13 protein-coding genes are annotated in these 16,911 nt (G+C 71.5%); 6 read left to right on the forward strand and 7 right to left on the reverse strand.

Annotated elements, in window-relative coordinates:
• The first annotated feature begins 63 nt into the window (after positions 1-63).
• Complete coding sequence (pgi, locus tag ACFC8N_RS28050; RefSeq protein WP_356021324.1) at positions 64-1,716, forward strand: glucose-6-phosphate isomerase; 1,653 nt, start codon at positions 64-66, stop codon at positions 1,714-1,716.
• A gap of 142 nt (positions 1,717-1,858) precedes the next feature.
• Here pgi and ACFC8N_RS28055 read toward each other — a convergent pair whose 3' ends face one another.
• Genes ACFC8N_RS28055 through ACFC8N_RS28065 form a run of 3 tightly spaced genes read right to left on the reverse strand, consistent with a single transcriptional unit; the run spans position 1,859 to position 5,414 of the window.
• Positions 1,859-4,141 carry an FtsX-like permease family protein gene (locus ACFC8N_RS28055; RefSeq protein ID WP_376291006.1) on the reverse strand — a complete coding sequence of 761 codons (2,283 nt, stop codon included), beginning with the start codon at positions 4,139-4,141 and terminating at the stop codon, positions 1,859-1,861.
• Between the two features lie 20 nt (positions 4,142-4,161).
• Positions 4,162-4,911 (reverse strand): ABC transporter ATP-binding protein, encoded by a 750-nt coding sequence (locus ACFC8N_RS28060; protein WP_362819016.1) that lies wholly within the window; start codon positions 4,909-4,911, stop codon positions 4,162-4,164.
• The gene (locus tag ACFC8N_RS28065) at positions 4,908-5,414 is read right to left on the reverse strand and encodes a PadR family transcriptional regulator (RefSeq protein ID WP_356021327.1); all 507 of its coding nucleotides are present in this window, start codon (positions 5,412-5,414) and stop codon (positions 4,908-4,910) included. The genes ACFC8N_RS28060 and ACFC8N_RS28065 overlap by 4 nt, the downstream gene beginning before the upstream one ends.
• A gap of 132 nt (positions 5,415-5,546) precedes the next feature.
• Here ACFC8N_RS28065 and ACFC8N_RS28070 point away from each other — a divergent pair, with 132 nt between their 5' ends.
• The 5 genes from ACFC8N_RS28070 (at position 5,547) to ACFC8N_RS28090 (ending at position 12,365) form a co-directional block, all read left to right on the forward strand.
• Complete coding sequence (locus ACFC8N_RS28070; RefSeq protein WP_376290829.1) at positions 5,547-6,818, forward strand: ABC transporter substrate-binding protein; 1,272 nt, start codon at positions 5,547-5,549, stop codon at positions 6,816-6,818.
• A 135-nt stretch (positions 6,819-6,953) separates the two neighbouring features.
• The gene (locus tag ACFC8N_RS28075) at positions 6,954-8,798 is read left to right on the forward strand and encodes a glycoside hydrolase family 13 protein (protein WP_376290831.1); all 1,845 of its coding nucleotides are present in this window, start codon (positions 6,954-6,956) and stop codon (positions 8,796-8,798) included.
• A 39-nt stretch (positions 8,799-8,837) separates the two neighbouring features.
• On the forward strand, positions 8,838-10,163 hold the full coding sequence (locus ACFC8N_RS28080; protein WP_376290834.1) for an ABC transporter substrate-binding protein: 1,326 nt from the start codon (positions 8,838-8,840) through the stop codon (positions 10,161-10,163).
• A gap of 13 nt (positions 10,164-10,176) precedes the next feature.
• A complete protein-coding gene (locus ACFC8N_RS28085; RefSeq protein WP_356021337.1) occupies positions 10,177-11,529 on the forward strand; it encodes an ABC transporter permease subunit in 1,353 nt (450 codons plus the stop codon).
• Positions 11,526-12,365: a carbohydrate ABC transporter permease gene (locus ACFC8N_RS28090; protein WP_356021339.1), complete on the forward strand. Its 840-nt coding sequence runs from the start codon at positions 11,526-11,528 to the stop codon at positions 12,363-12,365. The genes ACFC8N_RS28085 and ACFC8N_RS28090 overlap by 4 nt, the downstream gene beginning before the upstream one ends.
• Positions 12,366-12,413: 48 nt before the next feature.
• Here the strand turns inward: ACFC8N_RS28090 and pgl are convergent, their stop codons facing one another.
• The 4 genes from pgl to tal are packed head-to-tail and all read right to left on the reverse strand — an operon-like array spanning position 12,414 to position 16,885.
• Complete coding sequence (gene pgl / locus ACFC8N_RS28095) at positions 12,414-13,196, reverse strand: 6-phosphogluconolactonase (protein ID WP_362819009.1); 783 nt, start codon at positions 13,194-13,196, stop codon at positions 12,414-12,416.
• A complete protein-coding gene (opcA, locus tag ACFC8N_RS28100; RefSeq protein ID WP_356036395.1) occupies positions 13,193-14,230 on the reverse strand; it encodes a glucose-6-phosphate dehydrogenase assembly protein OpcA in 1,038 nt (345 codons plus the stop codon). The genes pgl and opcA overlap by 4 nt, the downstream gene beginning before the upstream one ends.
• Entirely contained in the window at positions 14,227-15,765 is a 1,539-nt protein-coding gene (gene zwf, locus ACFC8N_RS28105) for a glucose-6-phosphate dehydrogenase (protein ID WP_356036398.1), read from the reverse strand. The genes opcA and zwf overlap by 4 nt, the downstream gene beginning before the upstream one ends.
• A gap of 1 nt (position 15,766) precedes the next feature.
• Positions 15,767-16,885, reverse strand: a complete 1,119-nt coding sequence (gene tal / locus ACFC8N_RS28110) for a transaldolase (RefSeq protein ID WP_362819004.1) — start codon at positions 16,883-16,885, stop codon at positions 15,767-15,769.
• Positions 16,886-16,911: the final 26 nt, after the last annotated feature.

Genomic DNA, 16,911 nt, shown 5'->3' on the forward strand with positions numbered 1-16,911 from the left:
TCCCATGTCCTGATCAACTAGGTTGGGACGCGACAGGTGCAGGAAAGAAGGCTGAGGTCGGAAATGAACGCAGACGGCCGGACCAGGCTCAACCAGACGCCCGAGTGGACGGCTCTCGCCAAGCACCGGGAGGAGCTGGCCGACACCCATCTCAGGGAGCTGTTCGCCGCGGAACCCGGGCGCGGTGCGGGATACACGCTCCAGGTCGGCGATCTGTACGTCGACTACTCGAAGCACCTGGTCACCGACGAGACGCTGCGGCTGCTGCGCGAGCTGGCCGACGCCACGGACGTCTTCGGCCTGCGGGACGCCATGTTCCGGGGCGAGAAGATCAACGTCACCGAGGACCGTGCCGTGCTGCACACCGCGCTGCGCGCCCCGCGCGACGCGGTGATCGAGGTCGACGGCGAGAACGTCGTCCCCAAGGTGCACGCCGTCCTCGACAAGATGAGCGACTTCGCCGACCGCGTCCGCTCCGGCGCGTGGACCGGCCACACCGGCAAGCGCATCAAGAACGTGGTCAACGTCGGCATCGGCGGCTCCGACCTCGGCCCCGCGATGGCCTACGAGGTGCTGCGCAGCTTCACCGACCGTGATCTCACGGTCCGCTTCGTCTCCAACGTGGACGGCGCCGACCTGCACGAGGCCACCCGCGACCTCGACCCCGCCGAGACGCTGTTCGTCATCGCCTCCAAGACCTTCACCACGATCGAGACGATCACCAACGCCACCTCCGCCCGCAGCTGGCTGGTGGCCGCGCTCGGTGACGATGCGGCGGTGGCCAAGCACTTCGTCGCCCTGTCGACCAATGCCGGGAAGGTCGCCGAGTTCGGCATCGACACGGCCAACATGTTCGAGTTCTGGGACTGGGTCGGCGGCCGTTACTCGTACGACTCCGCGATCGGCCTGTCCCTGATGATCGCGATCGGCCCGGACCGCTTCCGCGAGATGCTCGACGGCTTCCACCTGGTCGACGAGCACTTCCGCACCGCCCCCGCCGAGACCAACGTGCCACTGCTGCTGGGCCTGTTGGGCATCTGGTACGACAACTTCCACGACGCCCAGTCGCACGCCGTCCTGCCCTACAGCCACTACCTCTCGCGGTTCACCGCGTATCTCCAGCAGCTGGACATGGAGTCCAACGGCAAGTACGTGGCGCGCGACGGCAAGGAGGTGGAGTGGCAGACCGGGCCGGTGGTGTGGGGCACGCCGGGCACCAACGGGCAGCACGCCTACTACCAGTTGATCCACCAGGGCACGAAGCTGATCCCGGCGGACTTCATCGGCTTCGCCGAGCCGGTGGCCGAGCTGAGCGGTGAACTCCGGGCGCAGCACGACCTGCTGATGGCCAACTTCTTCGCCCAGACCCAGGCCCTCGCCTTCGGCAAGACCGCCGAGGAGGTCCGCGCGGAGGGGGTGGCCGAGGAACTGGTCGCGCACAAGACCTTCCAGGGCAACCGGCCGACCACGACCATCCTGGCCCGGGCACTCACCCCGTCCGTCCTCGGCCAGCTCGTCGCCCTCTACGAGCACAAGGTCTTCGTGCAGGGCGCGGTGTGGAACATCGACTCCTTCGACCAGTGGGGCGTGGAGCTGGGCAAGGTCCTCGCCAAGCGCGTCGAGCCCGCCCTGACCGAGGGCGCGGAGGTGCCGGGCCTGGACGCCTCGACCAAGGCCCTGGTCGCCAAGTACCGCGCCCTGCGCGGCCGCAGCTGACCGGCGTACAGCCGGCAGGCCCACACAGCTGAACCGGCTACACACAGCCGACCCGGTACGCACGGGAGCCGACCGCGCCGCGGTCGCCCGGCTCCCGTGCGCCCCCGGTGATCGCCGGGTCCGCGCAGGACCGGGCGCCGGCTCAGGCCACCGCGCTCAGCGTGTCCGCGAGTCGTCGGCGTGCCGTGCGGGTGGCGGGGAGTGCGGCGAGTCCGGCTGCTCCCAGGACGGTGGCCGTGCCCAGCGCGAGCAGCAGTCCGGGGGAGGGAAAGCGGGCGATCCCCGCGCCGATTCCGCTGGAGGCGCCCTGGGCGTCGATGAGCCGGCGGGCCAGTGGCAGGCCGAGGGCCGTGGCGGTGAGCGTCGCGGCCAGGGCCGTGGCGCTCGTGGCCGTGACGGTGATCGCGGTGATCTGCCGCGGGGACATGCCGATCGCCTTGAAGGCGAGCACGTCGCGCTCGCCCTCGCGGACGCTGCCGCCGATCGCGGTCAGCAGTTCCACCAGCCCGATGAGGGCGAGTACGGCGATCAGCCCGGCGACGACCGCGCGCAGCGGGGATAGCCCGTCGGCCGGGTTGGTCACGGCGTGCACGTCCAGGTGGCCCCGGCCGGCGGCGGTGAGCGCGGCGGCCACCCGGTGCGGGTCGGCGTCCGGGCGCAGCCGCAGCTCGTAGAAGGCCGGGGCCAGTTGCGGGTCGTTCTCGCGGAGGGTGTCCAGGGAGGCCGTCACGACCCGGCCGGCGTTCTGCGGTTCGATGCTGCGGCCGACGATGTGCAGGATCTGCGGCCGGTCGCCGACCGTCATCCGTACCCAGTCGCCGACCCGCGCGTGCAGCAGGTCCAGCAGCCCCTGCCCGGCCACCGCCTCGTCCGGTCCGTGCGCGGCCCGGCCCTCGGCGAGGGCGTAGGGGTAGGGGCGGGCGTCGGTGCCGAGACCGCGCAGGGCGATGGTCGCGGTCTGCCCGGGTACCAGCGCGGCCAGTTCGACGCCCGGATAGACGGCGGCGACGCGGGAGTCGCCGGCCAGCAGGGACCGCAGGTCCGCCGGCGCCGGTGTGCCGTCCGTGCGGACCGTGAGCGAGGTGGGCAGACCGACCCGGGCCGGGTCGGTGTGGAACCGGTCGATCGTGGTCCATGCGCTGAGCGCCACCACGATCAGCAGCAACGGCAGGGTGAGACGGGCCACGGTGGTCAGCGAGCGTCCGCGCCCTGTCAGCAGCTTGTGAAAGCCGAGGACCAGCGCGGCCGGCAGACGCATTCCGAGCGCCCGCCGGGCCGGGCCGGTGAGCCGTCCGCCTGTCGCCGCGGCCGGGCGCGGCACCGGGACCGGCGGCACCCGTCCGGCCCGCCAGGCCGCGAGGCCCGTGGTCAGGCCGATGAACAGCACCGCGCCGAGGGGCACCGCCAACAGCGCCATGGCGTGTCCGGGCAGCCCCTGCCACACGCCCACGGCGTCGCCGAGCCGCCCGGGGATCCGGCTGCCCAGCGTCCGGGTGAGGGCGGCGGCGGCCACGGCGCCGAGCAGGGCGTAGGCGAGGTGCTGGAGCAGGAAGATCCGGACGACCTGGCCGGGGGTGAAGCCGATCGCCTTCAGCACCGACAGGTCGCGCAGATGGCCACGGATCCGGGTGGCGATCGCCCCGTGCACGGCGAGTCCGGCGGCGATCAGCGCGCCGAGTCCGAACAGGCCGAGCACCTGCCCGAGCAGGCGGTTGTCCCCCTGTGCCGCGGCGCGGGCCTGCTGCCAGGTGGAGACCTCGCCGACCGCGCCCGCGCCCAGCACGGTGACGGCGCGCTGCACCGCGTAGTCCGTGTCGGCCGGATCGCCGAGCCGCAGCCCGATGACCTGGCCGCCGGGCGCCCGCAGCGCGGCCGGCCGGGCCCAGACCAGGCCCGGCTGCTCGCCGGGGCTGTAGGACGGCTCGGCGCTGTCGGCGATGCCCTCAACGGTCAGGGTGCGACGGGTGCCGGGCAGCGTGAGGGTGTCTCCGGGCTCGGCCAGCAGGGCACGGGCGAGGCCGCTCTCCAGCACCACGCCGTCCGGCTCGGCCGGATCCAGCCAGTGTCCGGCGGTGAGCAGCGGCCGGCCGACGGAGGGCAGCTGCGCGGTGCCGCGCAGCTCCACGGAGGCACGGGCGCCGCGCGAGGCGACGGCGACGGACTCGGTGCGATAGGGGCCGGCGACGGACGCGACGCCGTCCAGCCGGGCGAGCCTGCCGGTGTCCGCGGACGACGCGGTGTGGATCCACACGTGCGCCCCGCGCGCCTCGGCGAAGGTCCGCTGCCAGGGGTTGGTCGCATAGCCGAACAGGGCGGCGGCCAGCAGCAGCGAGGCGACGATGCCGGCGGTGGCCAGCACGAGGAACAGCGCCTCGCCGCGATGCGTCCGCAGGTCGGAGTGCGCCCAGCGCAGGGTGGCCCGCACGTCCCTGAGATCGAGCACGGTCAGTCCTTCAGCTCCAGCACGCCGGAGATGCCGGCGCGGCGCGGCGGCGCACCGTCCAGCGCGGCGTCGTCGACTATCCGGCCGTCGAAGAAGCTGATCACCCGGTCCGCGGCGCTCGCCAGCCGGGCGTCATGGGTGACCAGCACGATCGTCTGGCCGCGTGCGTGGAAGCGGGACAGCAGCCGCATCACCTCGCGGGTGCCCTTGCTGTCCAGGCTGCCCGCGGGCTCGTCGGCCAGCAGCAGCGGCGGATGGTTGACCAGGGCCCGGGCGAGGGCGACCCGCTGCTGCTCACCCCCGGACAGCTCGCCCGGCATGCCGCGCTCCTTGCCCGCGAGGCCCAGCTCGGCCAGCAGCGCCTCGCGCTCGGCGCGGGCCTGCTTCGGCGGGGTGCCGGCGAGCAGGGCGGGCAGTTCGACGTTGTCGGCGACGGACAGGTTCGAGACCAGGTTGAAGAACTGGAAGACGATCCCGATGGCCTTGCGGCGTTCCACCGCCCAGCGCGCCTCGCCGAACGAGTCCGTGCACCGGCCGTCCAGCCAGATGCTGCCCTCGTCCGGCCGCTGGAGCCCGCCCAGCAGGTGCAGCAGTGTCGACTTCCCGGCGCCGGACGGACCGGTGATCGCCACGAACTCGCCCCGGGCCACGCTCAGGTCGACCCCGCGGACGGCGTGCGCGGGCGCGCCCTCGCCGTGGTGTGTCTTGACCAGCCCCTCGGCGCGGAGCACCGGAACACGGTCCTCGCTCATTCCAGTTCCTCCTGGCACCGCTCCAGCCAGTCGAGGTCGGCCTGCAGATGCAGCATCGCGCCCTCGATCAGCAACTGGGCGATTCGATTGTCCCGGTTCTCGGCCGCGGCCAGCTTCGACAGGCTGCGCATGGTGTTGAGGTACTGGCGCCGCTGCTTGTTGATGAGGGCGATCTGGTCGGCGAGACCGGTCTGCGGGGCGAGGGCGAGCTTCATGAAGAACTCGTCCCGCACCCGCGGCTCGTCCTCGGTCTCCTCGAACCAGACGTGCAGCGCCTCCCGCCCGGCGTCGGTGAGGTGGTAGACCTTCTTGTTGGGCCGGCTGGACTGCTCGACGTCCTCGCCCTCGATCAGCCCGGACTTCTCCAGGCGGCCGAGGGTGACGTAGATCTGGCCGACGTTGGGCTGAGGGTACGCGGAGCCGAGCAGTTGCTCAAGGTCCTGCTTCAGCTCGTAGCCGTGGGCGGGGCCGCGGGCGAGGAGTGCCAGGAGGGCAAGGCGCACTCGTGCTGTCCTCCTGTCTGCTCACAATGTGCTCCAGGCCCTAGTATCGCCCATACCTAACAGGTATACATGGCCTCTGACTCCCAGGGCGAGGGTGCCCGGAGCCGTGTGTACGTGTTCAGGGAGGAACCTATGCGGTGGATACGCGCCGCCGGTAGGGGCCTCCTCGTTCTCGCCGTGATCACGGCCGGGTACGTCACCTCCGGTGCCCGCGCCGAGGAGGGCACGGACGAGGGGCGCGGCCCGCTCACCCTGGCCACCGCCGGCGACCTCACCGGCTATCTCGGCCCGCTGCTCCAGGGCTGGAACCGCACCCACCCCGGCGAGAAGGTCACCCTCGTCGAGCTGCCGGACTCCGCGGACGAGACCCATGCGCAGATGACGACCGATCTGCGCGGCGGCGACCGCAGCCGCTTCGACGTCCTCAACATCGACGTCAACTGGACCCCGGAGTTCGCGGCGGCCGGCTGGATCCGCCCGCTGCCCCCGGACCGCTTCCCGCTGAAGAGCTTCCTGCCGCCCGTCGTGAACACGGCCACCTACGAGGGACGGCTGTACGCGGTCCCGTACGTCACGAACGCCGGGCTCCTGCTGTACCGCAAGGACGTCCTCGCCGAGGCGGGCGTGCCGCCGCCGCGCACCTGGGCCGAGCTGGAGCGCGACGCGAGGACCATCGCGCCGAAGTACGGGCTCGACGGCTACGCGGGCCAGTTCCTGCCCTACGAGGGCCTCACCGTCAACGCGGCCGAGGCCGTGTACTCGGCGGGCGGCACCATCCTCGGCGACGAGGGCACCCGGGTCACCGTCGACTCGGCCGCCGCCCGCGAGGGCATCGGCTTCCTCGCCCGCGGGGTCCGTGAGGGCTGGATCCCGAAGGCGGCGCTGACCTGGAAGGAGGAGGAGTCCAAGCAGGCCTTCCAGGACGGCAGGCTGCTCTTCCTGCGCAACTGGCCCTACGCCTACGCCGTCGCCTCCGCCAAGGGCTCCCGGGTCGCCGGGAAGATCGGCGCCGTACCCCTGCCCGGCCCCGACGGGCCGGGGACCAGCGTCCTCGGCGGCTCCAATCTCGCGGTCAACTCCCATGCCCGGCACCCCGATTCCGCCGCGCGCCTGATCGCCTACCTCACCAGCGCGCAGGTCCAGCGCCAGGTGCTCGTCCGGGGCGCGCTGCCGCCCGTACGCGCCGCGCTGTACCAGGATCCGGCGCTGATCCGGCGGTTCCCCTATCTGCCGACCCTGCGCACCGCCGTGCTCACCGCCGCGCCGCGCCCCAAGAGCGCGCACTACGACCAGGTCAGCCTGGTGGTGCAGGCGGTGGTGTACAGCGCCCTGACCGGCCGCGAGACGCCCGAGCAGGCCGTGCGCCGGCTGGCCGGCGAACTCGACGCCGTCGCCCGTCGCTAGTTACTTGTTAGGTAACGCCGTCATCACGACTGACGGCTCATTGCGGCGATTTGCCCCATTATCTTCAGGCAACTGGCCAGTAGTTTCCGTTCACTTCGTTGACACCCTCGCGAGACTCCTACCTAACATGCATGCATGTTGAGTAAGTACGACGGCTGGTGGCGTGACGCGGTGATCTACCAGGTCTACGTCCGCAGCTTTCTGGACAGCACCGGCGACGGCATCGGCGATCTCGCCGGGGTCCGCGCGGGGCTGCCGTACCTGAAGAAGCTCGGCGTCGACGGCATCTGGCTGAGCCCGTTCTACCCCTCGCCGCAGCACGACCACGGCTACGACGTGGCCGACTACCGCGCAGTCGACCCGCTCTTCGGTGACCTCGCCGAGTTCGACCTGCTGATGACGGCCGCCCACCGGCTCGGCATCAAGGTGCTCCTCGACATCGTCCCCAACCACTGCTCCAGCGAGCACCCCTGGTTCCGCGAGGCCCTGGACGGCGCACCCGGCAGCCCGGCCCGCGCCCGCTTCCACTTCGCCGACGGCCGCGGCCAGGGTGGCGCCGAGCCGCCCAACAACTGGCACGCCATGTTCGGCGGCCCCGCCTGGAGCAGAGTCGGCGACGGCCAGTGGTACCTGCACATGTTCACGCCCGAACAGCCGGACTGGAACTGGCGTCATCCCGAGATCCCCGCCGAGTTCGACCGGACCCTGCGCTTCTGGCTCGACCGGGGCGTGGACGGCTTCCGCATCGACGTCGCCGCCGGCCTGTTCAAGCACCCCGAACTGCCCGACTCCGACGACCCCGAGGCCGACGCCCGCACCCGCGACTCGGTCAACCCGCTCGCCTGGAACCAGCCCGAGGTGCACGAGGTGTGGCGGCAGTGGCGCGCGACATGCGAGGAGTACACGGCCCGCGACGGCCGCGAACGCCTCCTCGTCGGCGAGGTCTCCGTGCCCACCGCCCGCGAACACGCCCTCTACGTCCGCCCGGACGAACTCCACCAGGCCTTCTTCTTCGACCTGCTCGGCGCCCCCTGGGACGCCGACGCCTTCCGCAAGGTCGTCTCCGAGGCCATGCAGGACATCGCCGGCACCGGCTCCACGGTCACCTGGGTCCTCAACAACCACGACCAGGTCCGCACCGTCACCCGCTACGGCGAACCCGCCACCGAAGGCAGCGGTCCAGGGGCTGCGTCGGAAGTGGCGCCTGCCGGGCGACTCCTTGCACGCTCCCCCACTGCCTCAAGGGCGTGGGAGGTGCCCCCACTCGCCGCACCGGGCGAAAGCCCAAGTACGTCCAGTACGAGTGCTTCCGCCCGGCACGCCGAGAGCACGCTCCCCCACCCTCGAACCGAGCTCCGCCCGGCTCCGGCGGGAGGTACCCCCACGACGACGCCACTTCCGACGCAGCCCCTGGGCGCCGCCCGCGCCCGCGCCGCCGCGCTGCTGATGCTGGCGCTGCCCGGAGCCGCGTACATCTACCAGGGCGAGGAACTGGGACTGCCCGAGGTCGTCGACCTGCCCGACGATGTGCTCACCGACCCGATCTTCCGCCGCACCGGCAGCCGCGCCCGCATCCGCGACGGCTGCCGGGTGCCGCTGCCCTGGTCCGGGCAGGCCTCGCCGTTCGGCTTCACCTCCGGCGCCGAGTCCGCCAAACCCTGGCTGCCGCAGCCGGACTACTTCGCCGCCTACGCCACCGACCGCGCCCTCGCCGACACCCGCTCCTTCTGGCACCTGTACCGCGACGGCCTCCAACTGCGGCGCTCACTGCCCCAGTTGGGCGAGGGAACCCTGCGCTGGCTGGACACCCCGCCCGGCGTCCTCGCCTTCGCCCGCGGCGACGACCTCGTCTGCGCCGTCAACTTCACCACCGCCCCCGTGCCCGCGCCGGTCTCCGGCACCCCTCTGCTGTCCAGCGGCCCCTGCCCGCCCGGCGTCCTGCCCGGCTCCACGGCCGCCTGGTGGCTGAACGACCTGTAGATCCTTCGCCGACTTCCCCGCACGAAAGGCCCGTCAACGATGATGCGACGACGTACGACCCTGCTCACCAGCTGTACCGCCCTCGCCCTCGCGCTCGGCGCCACCGCCTGCGGCGGCGGACCGGTCGCGGCCGGCGGCGGCGACAAGGCGCTCAGCGGCCAGACCGTCACCGTGGCCGGTGTCTGGTCCGGAGCCGAACAGAAGAACTTCCAGAAGGTGCTGGACGCGTTCACCGCGAAGACCGGCGCCAAGACCCAGTTCGTCTCCACCGGCGACAACGTCTCCACCGTCGTCGGCAGCAAGATCGAGGGCGGCAACGCACCCGACGTCGTGATGGTCCCGCAGGTCGGCGTGCTCCAGCAGTTCGCCAAGAAGGGCTGGCTCAAGCCGCTGTCGCCGACGGCCCGGCAGACGATCACCGCCGACTACGCGCCCGTGTGGCAGAACTACGGCAGCGTCGGCGGCACCCTGTACGGCCTCTACTTCAAGGCCGCCCACAAGTCCACCGTGTGGTACAGCCCCGGCGCGCTCGCCCAGGCCGGCGTCAAGCCGCCGAGGACGTACGACGAGATGCTCAAGGACGGGCACACGATCTCCGACTCAGGGCTCGCCGCCTTCGCCGTCGGCGGCGAGGACGGCTGGACCCTCACCGACTGGTTCGAGAACGTCTACCTCTCCCAGGCCGGACCCCGGAAGTACGACGCCCTCGCCACCCACCAGCTCAAGTGGACCGACCCCTCCGTCGTCAGGGCGCTCACCACCCTCGGCACGCTCTTCAAGGACAAGCAGCTCGTCGCGGGCGGCCAGAAGGAGGCACTGAACACGGACTTCCCCGGCTCGGTGGAGAAGGTGTTCGGACCCAAGCCCGAGGCCGGCATGGTCTACGAGGGCGACTTCGTGGCCGGCGTCGCCCACGACCAGTTCGGGAAGAGCATCGGCAAGGACGCGGACTTCTTCCCCTTCCCCGCGGTCGACGGCGGCACGGCACCGGTCGTCAGCGGCGGCGACGCGGCGGTCGTCCTCAAAGACGCCAAGAACGCCACGGCCGGCATGAAGCTGCTGGAGTACCTCGCCACCCCCGAGGCGGCGGCCGTCTGGGCGAAGGCGGGCGGCTTCCTGTCCCCGAACAGGAAACTCGACCCCGCCTCGTACGCCGACGACGTCACCCGCGCCACCGCCAAGTCCCTCGTCGGCGCGGGCGACTCGGTCCGCTTCGACATGTCCGACCAGGCGCCCGCCGCTTTCGGCGGCACCAAGGGCGCGGGGGAGTGGAAGCTGCTCCAGGACTTCCTGCGCGACCCCTCGGACCCGAAGGCGACCGCGGCGCAGCTGGAGTCCGCCGCGGCCAAGGCCTACGGGAACTGAGCGGCGACCGCACATGACCGCCACCACCCTCGTGAAACAGCAGGCGGGCCCGCGGGCCGCCGGCCCGGCGCGCGGGCGCCGCGGCCGGCGGCGCGCCCGGCTGATCGCCCTGCTCTTCGTCTTCCCGGCGCTGCTCCTGCTCGGCGCGCTCGTCGTCTACCCGGTGCTGTTCTCCGTCGGCCGCAGCTTCTTCGACGCCTCCGGCACCCGCTTCGTCGGCGCCGGCAACTACACCGGGATGTTCCGCGACCCGGCCACCCTGAAGGCCATCCGCAACACCGCGATCTGGGTCGTCGTGGCCCCGGCCCTGCTGACCGGGCTCGGCCTGATCCTGGCCGTGCTGGTGGAGAAGGTCCGCTGGGCCACCGCCTTCAAGCTCCTGCTCTTCATGCCGATGGCGGTGTCCTTCCTCGCCGCCGGCATCGTCTTCCGCCTCGCCTACGACGAGGACCCGAACAAGGGCGTGCTCAACGCGGCCGTCGTCTCCGTCCACGACGCCTTCCGGAGCACGTCGGCCTACCCGACGGCCCGCGGGCGCGCGGGTCTGCTGACCGAGGACCGCGACGGCTCCTGGCGGACGACGGCCCGGGCGGGCGAGTCCGTGACGCTCCCGATGGTCGGCGTGCTGCCGGGGGACCTGCCGAAGAACGCCGCGCCCGCGTACCCGGCCGCCGCGAAGCAGGCGGCCCCGGGCGAACTGCGCGGAGTCGTCTACCTGGACTTCACCCCCGGCGGGGGCGGCCGGCAGGGCAAGGTCGACCCGAAGGAGAGCGGCCTGCCCGGGATGACGGTCCAGGCGGTGCGCGACGGCAAGGCGGTCGCGAGCGCGACCACCGCGGCCGACGGCTCCTTCCGCCTGCCCGGGCTCGCCGCCGGGTCGTACACGGTGCGGCTGCCGCAGTCCAACTTCGCCCAGCCCTACCAGGGCGTCTCCTGGCTGGGCCCGGCCCTCGTCACCCCGGCGATCATCGGCGCGTACCTGTGGATCTGGACCGGCTTCGCGATGGTGCTGATCGGCGCGGGGCTCTCCACCCTGCCCCGGGACGCGCTGGAGGCGGCCCGGATGGACGGCGCGAACGAGTGGCAGATCTTCCGCCGCATCACCGTGCCGCTGCTGGCCCCCGTGCTGACCGTGGTCTTCGTGACCCTGGTGATCAATGTGATGAAGGTCTTCGACCTCGTCTACATCATCGCGCCCGGACCGGTGCAGGAGGACGCCACCGTCCTCGCGACCCAGATGTGGCTCGTGTCCTTCGGCGGCGGCAACAACCAGGGCCTCGGCAGTGCCCTCGGCGTGCTCCTGCTGCTCCTGGTCATCCCCGCGATGGTCTTCAACGTCCGCCGATTCAGAAGGAGTCAGCGATGAACGCGGTCAGGAGGGGGCTCGGCAACGGCCTCGTGCAGGCCTTCCTGGTGGTGATCGGCCTGGTCTGGCTGACCCCGCTGGCGGGACTGTTCGTGTCCTCGCTGCGATCGTCCGAGGACAGCGCCAAGGGCGGCTGGTGGACGGCCCTGACGAGTCCCGGCCGGCTGTCCTTCGACAACTACACGGCGCTGCTGAAGAACTCCGGCATCACCCAGGCCTTCTGGAACACGGTGCTGATCTCGGTGCCGGCGACCACCCTGGTCGTCGTCATCGCGGCCCTCGCCGGATACGCCTTCGCCTGGCTGGACTTCCCGCTCAGGGAACCGCTCTTCCTGCTGGTGGTGGCCCTGTTGGTGGTGCCGGTGCAGATCGGTCTGCTCCCGGTGGCCAAACTCTTCGGCGCGCTGGGCCTGTTCGGCACCATCCCCGGAGTCGTCCTCTTCCACGTCGCCTACGGCCTGCCCTTCGCGGTGTTCCTGCTGCGGAACTACTTCGCGGAGATGCCGAAGGAGATGCTGGAGGCGGCACGGATGGACGGCGGCAGCGAATGGCGCATCTTCACCCGGCTGGTCCTGCCGGTCGGGCGCCCGGCGCTCGCCTCGCTCGCCATCTTCCAGTTCCTGTGGGTGTGGAACGACATGCTGGTCGCCCTGCTCTTCGCCGACAGCTCGTCCCAGCCGCTGACCGTTCAACTCCAGTCCCAGATACGCCAGTTCGGCAGCAACATCGACGTCCTGGCCCCGGGTGCGTTCCTGTCCCTGATCGTTCCGGTCGTGGTGTTCTTCGCGTTCCAGCGGCACTTCGTGCAGGGCGTGATGGCGGGTTCCGTGAAATGAGAAGCGGCGGGGACCGAGGTCCCCGCCGCCCCTACCCACAGCCGGTCGTCACGGCGACGACGGCGGATACAGCGACCGGGGCAGCTGCGAAGCCGCCGCGGAGTCCAGCAGCCACAGGGTGCGCTGCCGCCCGTACGCGCCCGCCGCCGGAGCCTGGATCTCGCCCGCGCCCGACAGGGCGATGGCCGCGGCCTCCGCCTTGTCCGCACCGGCCGCGAGCAGCCACACCTCGCGGGCCGCGCGGATCGCGGGCAGGGTCAGACTGATCCGGGTCGGCGGCGGCTTGGGCGCGCCGTGCACGCCGACCACCGTGCGCTCGGTCTCCCGTACGGCCGGCAACTCCGGGAAGAGCGAGGCCACATGGGTGTCCGGGCCGACGCCCAGCATGAGCACGTCGAAGGTGGGCACCGAGCCGTGGTTCTCCGGCCCGGACGCCTTCGCCAGCTCCGCCGCGTACGCCTCCGCAGCCGCCTCGACGTCCCTGCCGTACGGGCCGTCGGAGGCGGGCATGGCGTGCACGCGCTCCGGGTCCAGCGGTACCGAGTCCAGCAGCGCCTCGCGGGCCTGCGTGACATTGCGCTCGGGGTCGCCCTCGGGGAGGTAGCGCTCGTCGCCCCACCACAGGTCGAGCCGGCCCCAGTCGATGGCGTCCCGCGCGGGCGCCGCCGCCAGCGCGGCCAGCAGGCCGTTGCCGTTGCGGCCACCGGTGAGGACCACGGACGCGGTGCCCCGGGAGGCCTGCGCGTCCACGATCTTCGTGATCAGACGGGCCGCGGCGGCCTGCGCCATCAGCTCCTTGTCGCGGTGGACGACCAGCTGCGGAGTGCTCACTTCGCCGCCGCCTTCCGTGCCGGGGCCTTCTTGGCGGTCTTGGCCGCCGCCTTCTTCGCGGGCGCGGGCGCCTCGGCGGCCTCCGGCTCGGAAGCCGTGGGTTCCGGCGCCGTGTTCAGCCGCTCCACGCCGTAGCGCAGCGCCGACGCGTAGGTGTCGTCCGGGTCGAGCCGGCGCAGCTCCTCCGCGATCAGCTCGGCGGTCTCCCGCCGCTTCAGCGCCACCGCGCGGGCCGGCTGGCCCTCGATGGCCAGCGTGGCCAGCGAACCGTCCGCGCGGTCCAGCACGATCGGGCCGCAGGTGGTCTCCATGCGCACGGCCGTCAGACCGGGGCCGGAGGACAGGGAGCGCCGGACGGGGACGTCCAGCCGGTTCGCGAGCCACATCGCCAGCAGCTCACAGCTCGGGTTGAACTCCTCGCCCTCCACCTCGACGCCCCGCACCTCGCAGGTGACCTGGTCCAGGGCCGCCGCGAGCATCGAGCGCCACGGCGTGATCCGGGTCCAGGACAGGTCGGTGTCGCCGGGCGTGTAGGCCTCGGCGCGGGCCGACAGCTCCCGCACCGGCTGCTCGGCGGTATAGGTGTCGGTGACCCGGCGCTGGGCGAGCGCGCCCAGCGGGTCCTTCGCCGGGTCCACCGGGGCGTTCACCGGCCACCACACCACGACCGGGGCGTCCGGCAGCAGCAGCGGCAGCACGACCGAGTCGGCGTGGTCGGACACCTCGCCGTACAGCCGCAGGACGACCGTCTCGCCGGTACCCGCGTCCGCGCCCACCCGCACCTCGGCGTCCAGCCGGGACGTCGTACGGTCGCGCGGGGTGCGGGAAACCCGCTTGATGACCACGAGCGTGCGCGAGGGATGCTCGCGCGACGCGTCGCCCGCGGCCTTCAGCGCGTCGTAGGCGTTCTCCTCGTCGGTCACGATGACGAGGGTCAGGACCATGCCCACGGCCGGCGTGCCGATGGCCCGGCGGCCCCGGACGAGCGCCTTGTTGATGTCGCCGGCGGTGGTGTCGGTCAGGTCTATCTTCATGGCCGCCGCCAGCTCCGTCCGTCTCGTGCGAGCATCTCGTCCGCCTCGGCGGGGCCCCACGTGCCCGACGGGTACTGCGCGGGCCTGCCGTGCTTGTCCCAGTACTGCTCGATCGGGTCGAGGATCTTCCAGGACAGCTCGACCTCCTCCGTGCGCGGGAAGAGGTTGGCGTCGCCCAGCAGCACGTCCAGGATCAGGCGCTCGTACGCCTCCGGGCTCGACTCGGTGAACGACTCGCCGTAGGCGAAGTCCATCGACACGTCCCGGATCTCCATCGAGGTGCCCGGCACCTTGGAGCCGAAGCGGACCGTGATGCCCTCGTCGGGCTGGACACGGATGACGATCGCGTTCTGGCCCAGCTCCTCCGTCGCCGTGTGGTCGAAGGGGGAGTGCGGGGCCCGCTGGAAGACCACCGCGATCTCGGTGACCCGGCGGCCCAGGCGCTTGCCGGTACGCAGATAGAAGGGGACGCCCGCCCAGCGGCGGTTGTCGACCTCCAGCTTGATCGCGGCGTAGGTGTCGGTCTTCGACTTGGCGTCGATGCCGTCCTCTTCGAGGTAGCCGATGACCTTCTCGCCGCCCTGCCAGCCGCCCGCGTACTGCCCGCGCACGGTCGAGGCGCCCAGGTCCTTCGGCAGCCGTACGGCGCCGAGCACCTTCTCCTTCTCGGCGGCCAGCGCGTCCGCGCCGAAGGAGGCGGGCTCCTCCATGGCGGTGAGCGCCATGAGCTGGAGGAGGTGGTTCTGGATGACGTCACGGGCGGCGCCGATGCCGTCGTAGTAGCCGGCGCGGCCGCCGATGCCGATGTCCTCGGCCATGGTGATCTGCACGTGGTCCACGAAGGACCGGTTCCAGATCGGCTCGAACATCGTGTTGGCGAAGCGCAGCGCCAGGATGTTCTGGACGGTCTCCTTGCCGAGGTAGTGGTCGATCCGGAACACCTGGTCCGGCTCGAACACCTCGTGCACGACCTTGTTCAGCTCCTCGGCCGACTTCAGGTCGTGGCCGAAGGGCTTCTCGATGACGGCGCGCCGCCAGGAACCGCCCGACTGGTCGGCCAGCCCGTGCTTCTTCAGCTGCTGGATGACCACCGGGAAGGAGCGCGGCGGTACCGACAGGTAGAAGGCGAAGTTGCCGCCCGTGCCCTGTGCCTTGTCCAGCTCCTCGATGGTGGCGCGCAGCCGCTCGAAGGCGTCGTCGTCGTCGAAGGTGCCCTGGACGAAGCGCATCCCCTGGATGAGCTGCTGCCAGACCTCCTCACGGAACGGCGTGCGGGCGTGCGCCTTGACGGCGTCGTGGACCTCCTGGGCGAAGTCCTCGTTCTCCCACTCGCGGCGGGCGAAGCCCACCAGCGAGAAGCCCGGCGGCAGCAGACCCCGGTTGGCGAGGTCGTACACCGCGGGCATCAGCTTCTTGCGCGACAGGTCGCCCGTGACGCCGAAGATCACCAGGCCCGACGGCCCCGCGATACGCGGGAGCCGTCGGTCGGCGGGGTCACGAAGCGGGTTCGCTCCGGATCCGACGAGGGGTGACAAATCAGCCCTCCGAGGGGGTGAGGCGCTTGAGCTCCGCCTCGGTCGACTTCAGCAGGTCGATCCAGGACGCCTCGAACTTCTCGACGCCCTCGTCCTCCAGCACCTGGACCACGTCGTCGTACGAGATCCCGAGCTTCTCCAGCGCATCGAGGTCGGCGCGGGCCTGCTCGTAGGTGCCGGTGATGGTGTCGCCGGTGATCTCACCGTGGTCCTCGGTGGCCTCCAGGGTGGCCTCCGGCATGGTGTTGACCGTGTTCGGCGCGACCAGGTCGGTGACGTACATCGTGTCCTGGTACGCCGGGTCCTTCACGCCGGTCGACGCCCACAGCGGACGCTGCTTGCGGGCGCCCGCGTTCTCCAGCGCCTGCCAGCGGTCGGAGGAGAAGACCTCCTCGTACGCCTGGTAGGCGAGGCGCGCGTTGGCGACGGCGGCCTTGCCGCGCAGCGCCTTGGCCTCGTCGGTGCCGATGCCGTCCAGCCGCTTGTCGATCTCGGTGTCCACACGGGACACGAAGAACGACGCCACGGAGCGGATGAGCGACAGGTCGAGGCCGCGCTCCTTCGCCTTCTCCAGACCGGTGAGGTAGGCGTCCATCACCGCGCGGTAGCGTTCCAGCGAGAAGATCAGCGTCACGTTGACGCTGATGCCGAGGCCGATGACCTCGGCGATCGCCGGCAGACCCGCCTTGGTGGCCGGGATCTTGATCAGGGTGTTGGGGCGGTCCACCAGCCAGGCCAGCTGCTTGGCCTCGGCGACCGTCGCCCTGGTGTGGTGGGCCAGACGGGGGTCGACCTCGATGGAGACCCGGCCGTCCTGGCCGTCGGTGGCGTCGAAGACCGGGCGCAGGATGTCGGCGGCGTCACGGACGTCCGCCGTCGTGATCATGCGGATGGCCTCGTCGACGGTGACCTTGCGGGCGGCGAGATCCGTGAGCTGCTGCTCGTAGCCGTCGCCGCCGCTGATCGCCTTCTGGAAGATCGTCGGGTTGGTGGTGACGCCCACGACGTGCTGCTGGTCGATCAGCTCGGCGAGGTTGCCGGACGTGATCCGCTTGCGCGACAGGTCGTCCAGCCAGATCGCGACGCCTTCCTCGGAGAGGCGCTTGAGTGCGTCTGTCATGGAATTACATCTCCTACGTGTCGTAT

The sequence above is a fragment of the Streptomyces sp. NPDC055966 genome, assembly GCF_042269865.1.
Taxonomy (GTDB): domain Bacteria; phylum Actinomycetota; class Actinomycetes; order Streptomycetales; family Streptomycetaceae; genus Streptomyces.

Bases quoted from the DNA above. Each gene is read 5' to 3' on its own strand.
- tal (WP_362819004.1), bottom strand. From the start codon at position 16,885: ATGACAGACGCACTCAAGCGCCTCTCCGAGGAAGGCGTCGCGATCTGG.
- ACFC8N_RS28085 (WP_356021337.1), top strand. From the start codon at position 10,177: ATGACCGCCACCACCCTCGTGAAACAGCAGGCGGGCCCGCGGGCCGCC.
- ACFC8N_RS28080 (WP_376290834.1), top strand. From the start codon at position 8,838: ATGATGCGACGACGTACGACCCTGCTCACCAGCTGTACCGCCCTCGCC.
- ACFC8N_RS28070 (WP_376290829.1), top strand. From the start codon at position 5,547: ATGCGGTGGATACGCGCCGCCGGTAGGGGCCTCCTCGTTCTCGCCGTG.
- ACFC8N_RS28060 (WP_362819016.1), bottom strand. From the start codon at position 4,911: ATGAGCGAGGACCGTGTTCCGGTGCTCCGCGCCGAGGGGCTGGTCAAG.
- ACFC8N_RS28075 (WP_376290831.1), top strand. From the start codon at position 6,954: ATGTTGAGTAAGTACGACGGCTGGTGGCGTGACGCGGTGATCTACCAG.
- ACFC8N_RS28090 (WP_356021339.1), top strand. From the start codon at position 11,526: ATGAACGCGGTCAGGAGGGGGCTCGGCAACGGCCTCGTGCAGGCCTTC.
- opcA (WP_356036395.1), bottom strand. From the start codon at position 14,230: ATGAAGATAGACCTGACCGACACCACCGCCGGCGACATCAACAAGGCG.
- pgi (WP_356021324.1), top strand. From the start codon at position 64: ATGAACGCAGACGGCCGGACCAGGCTCAACCAGACGCCCGAGTGGACG.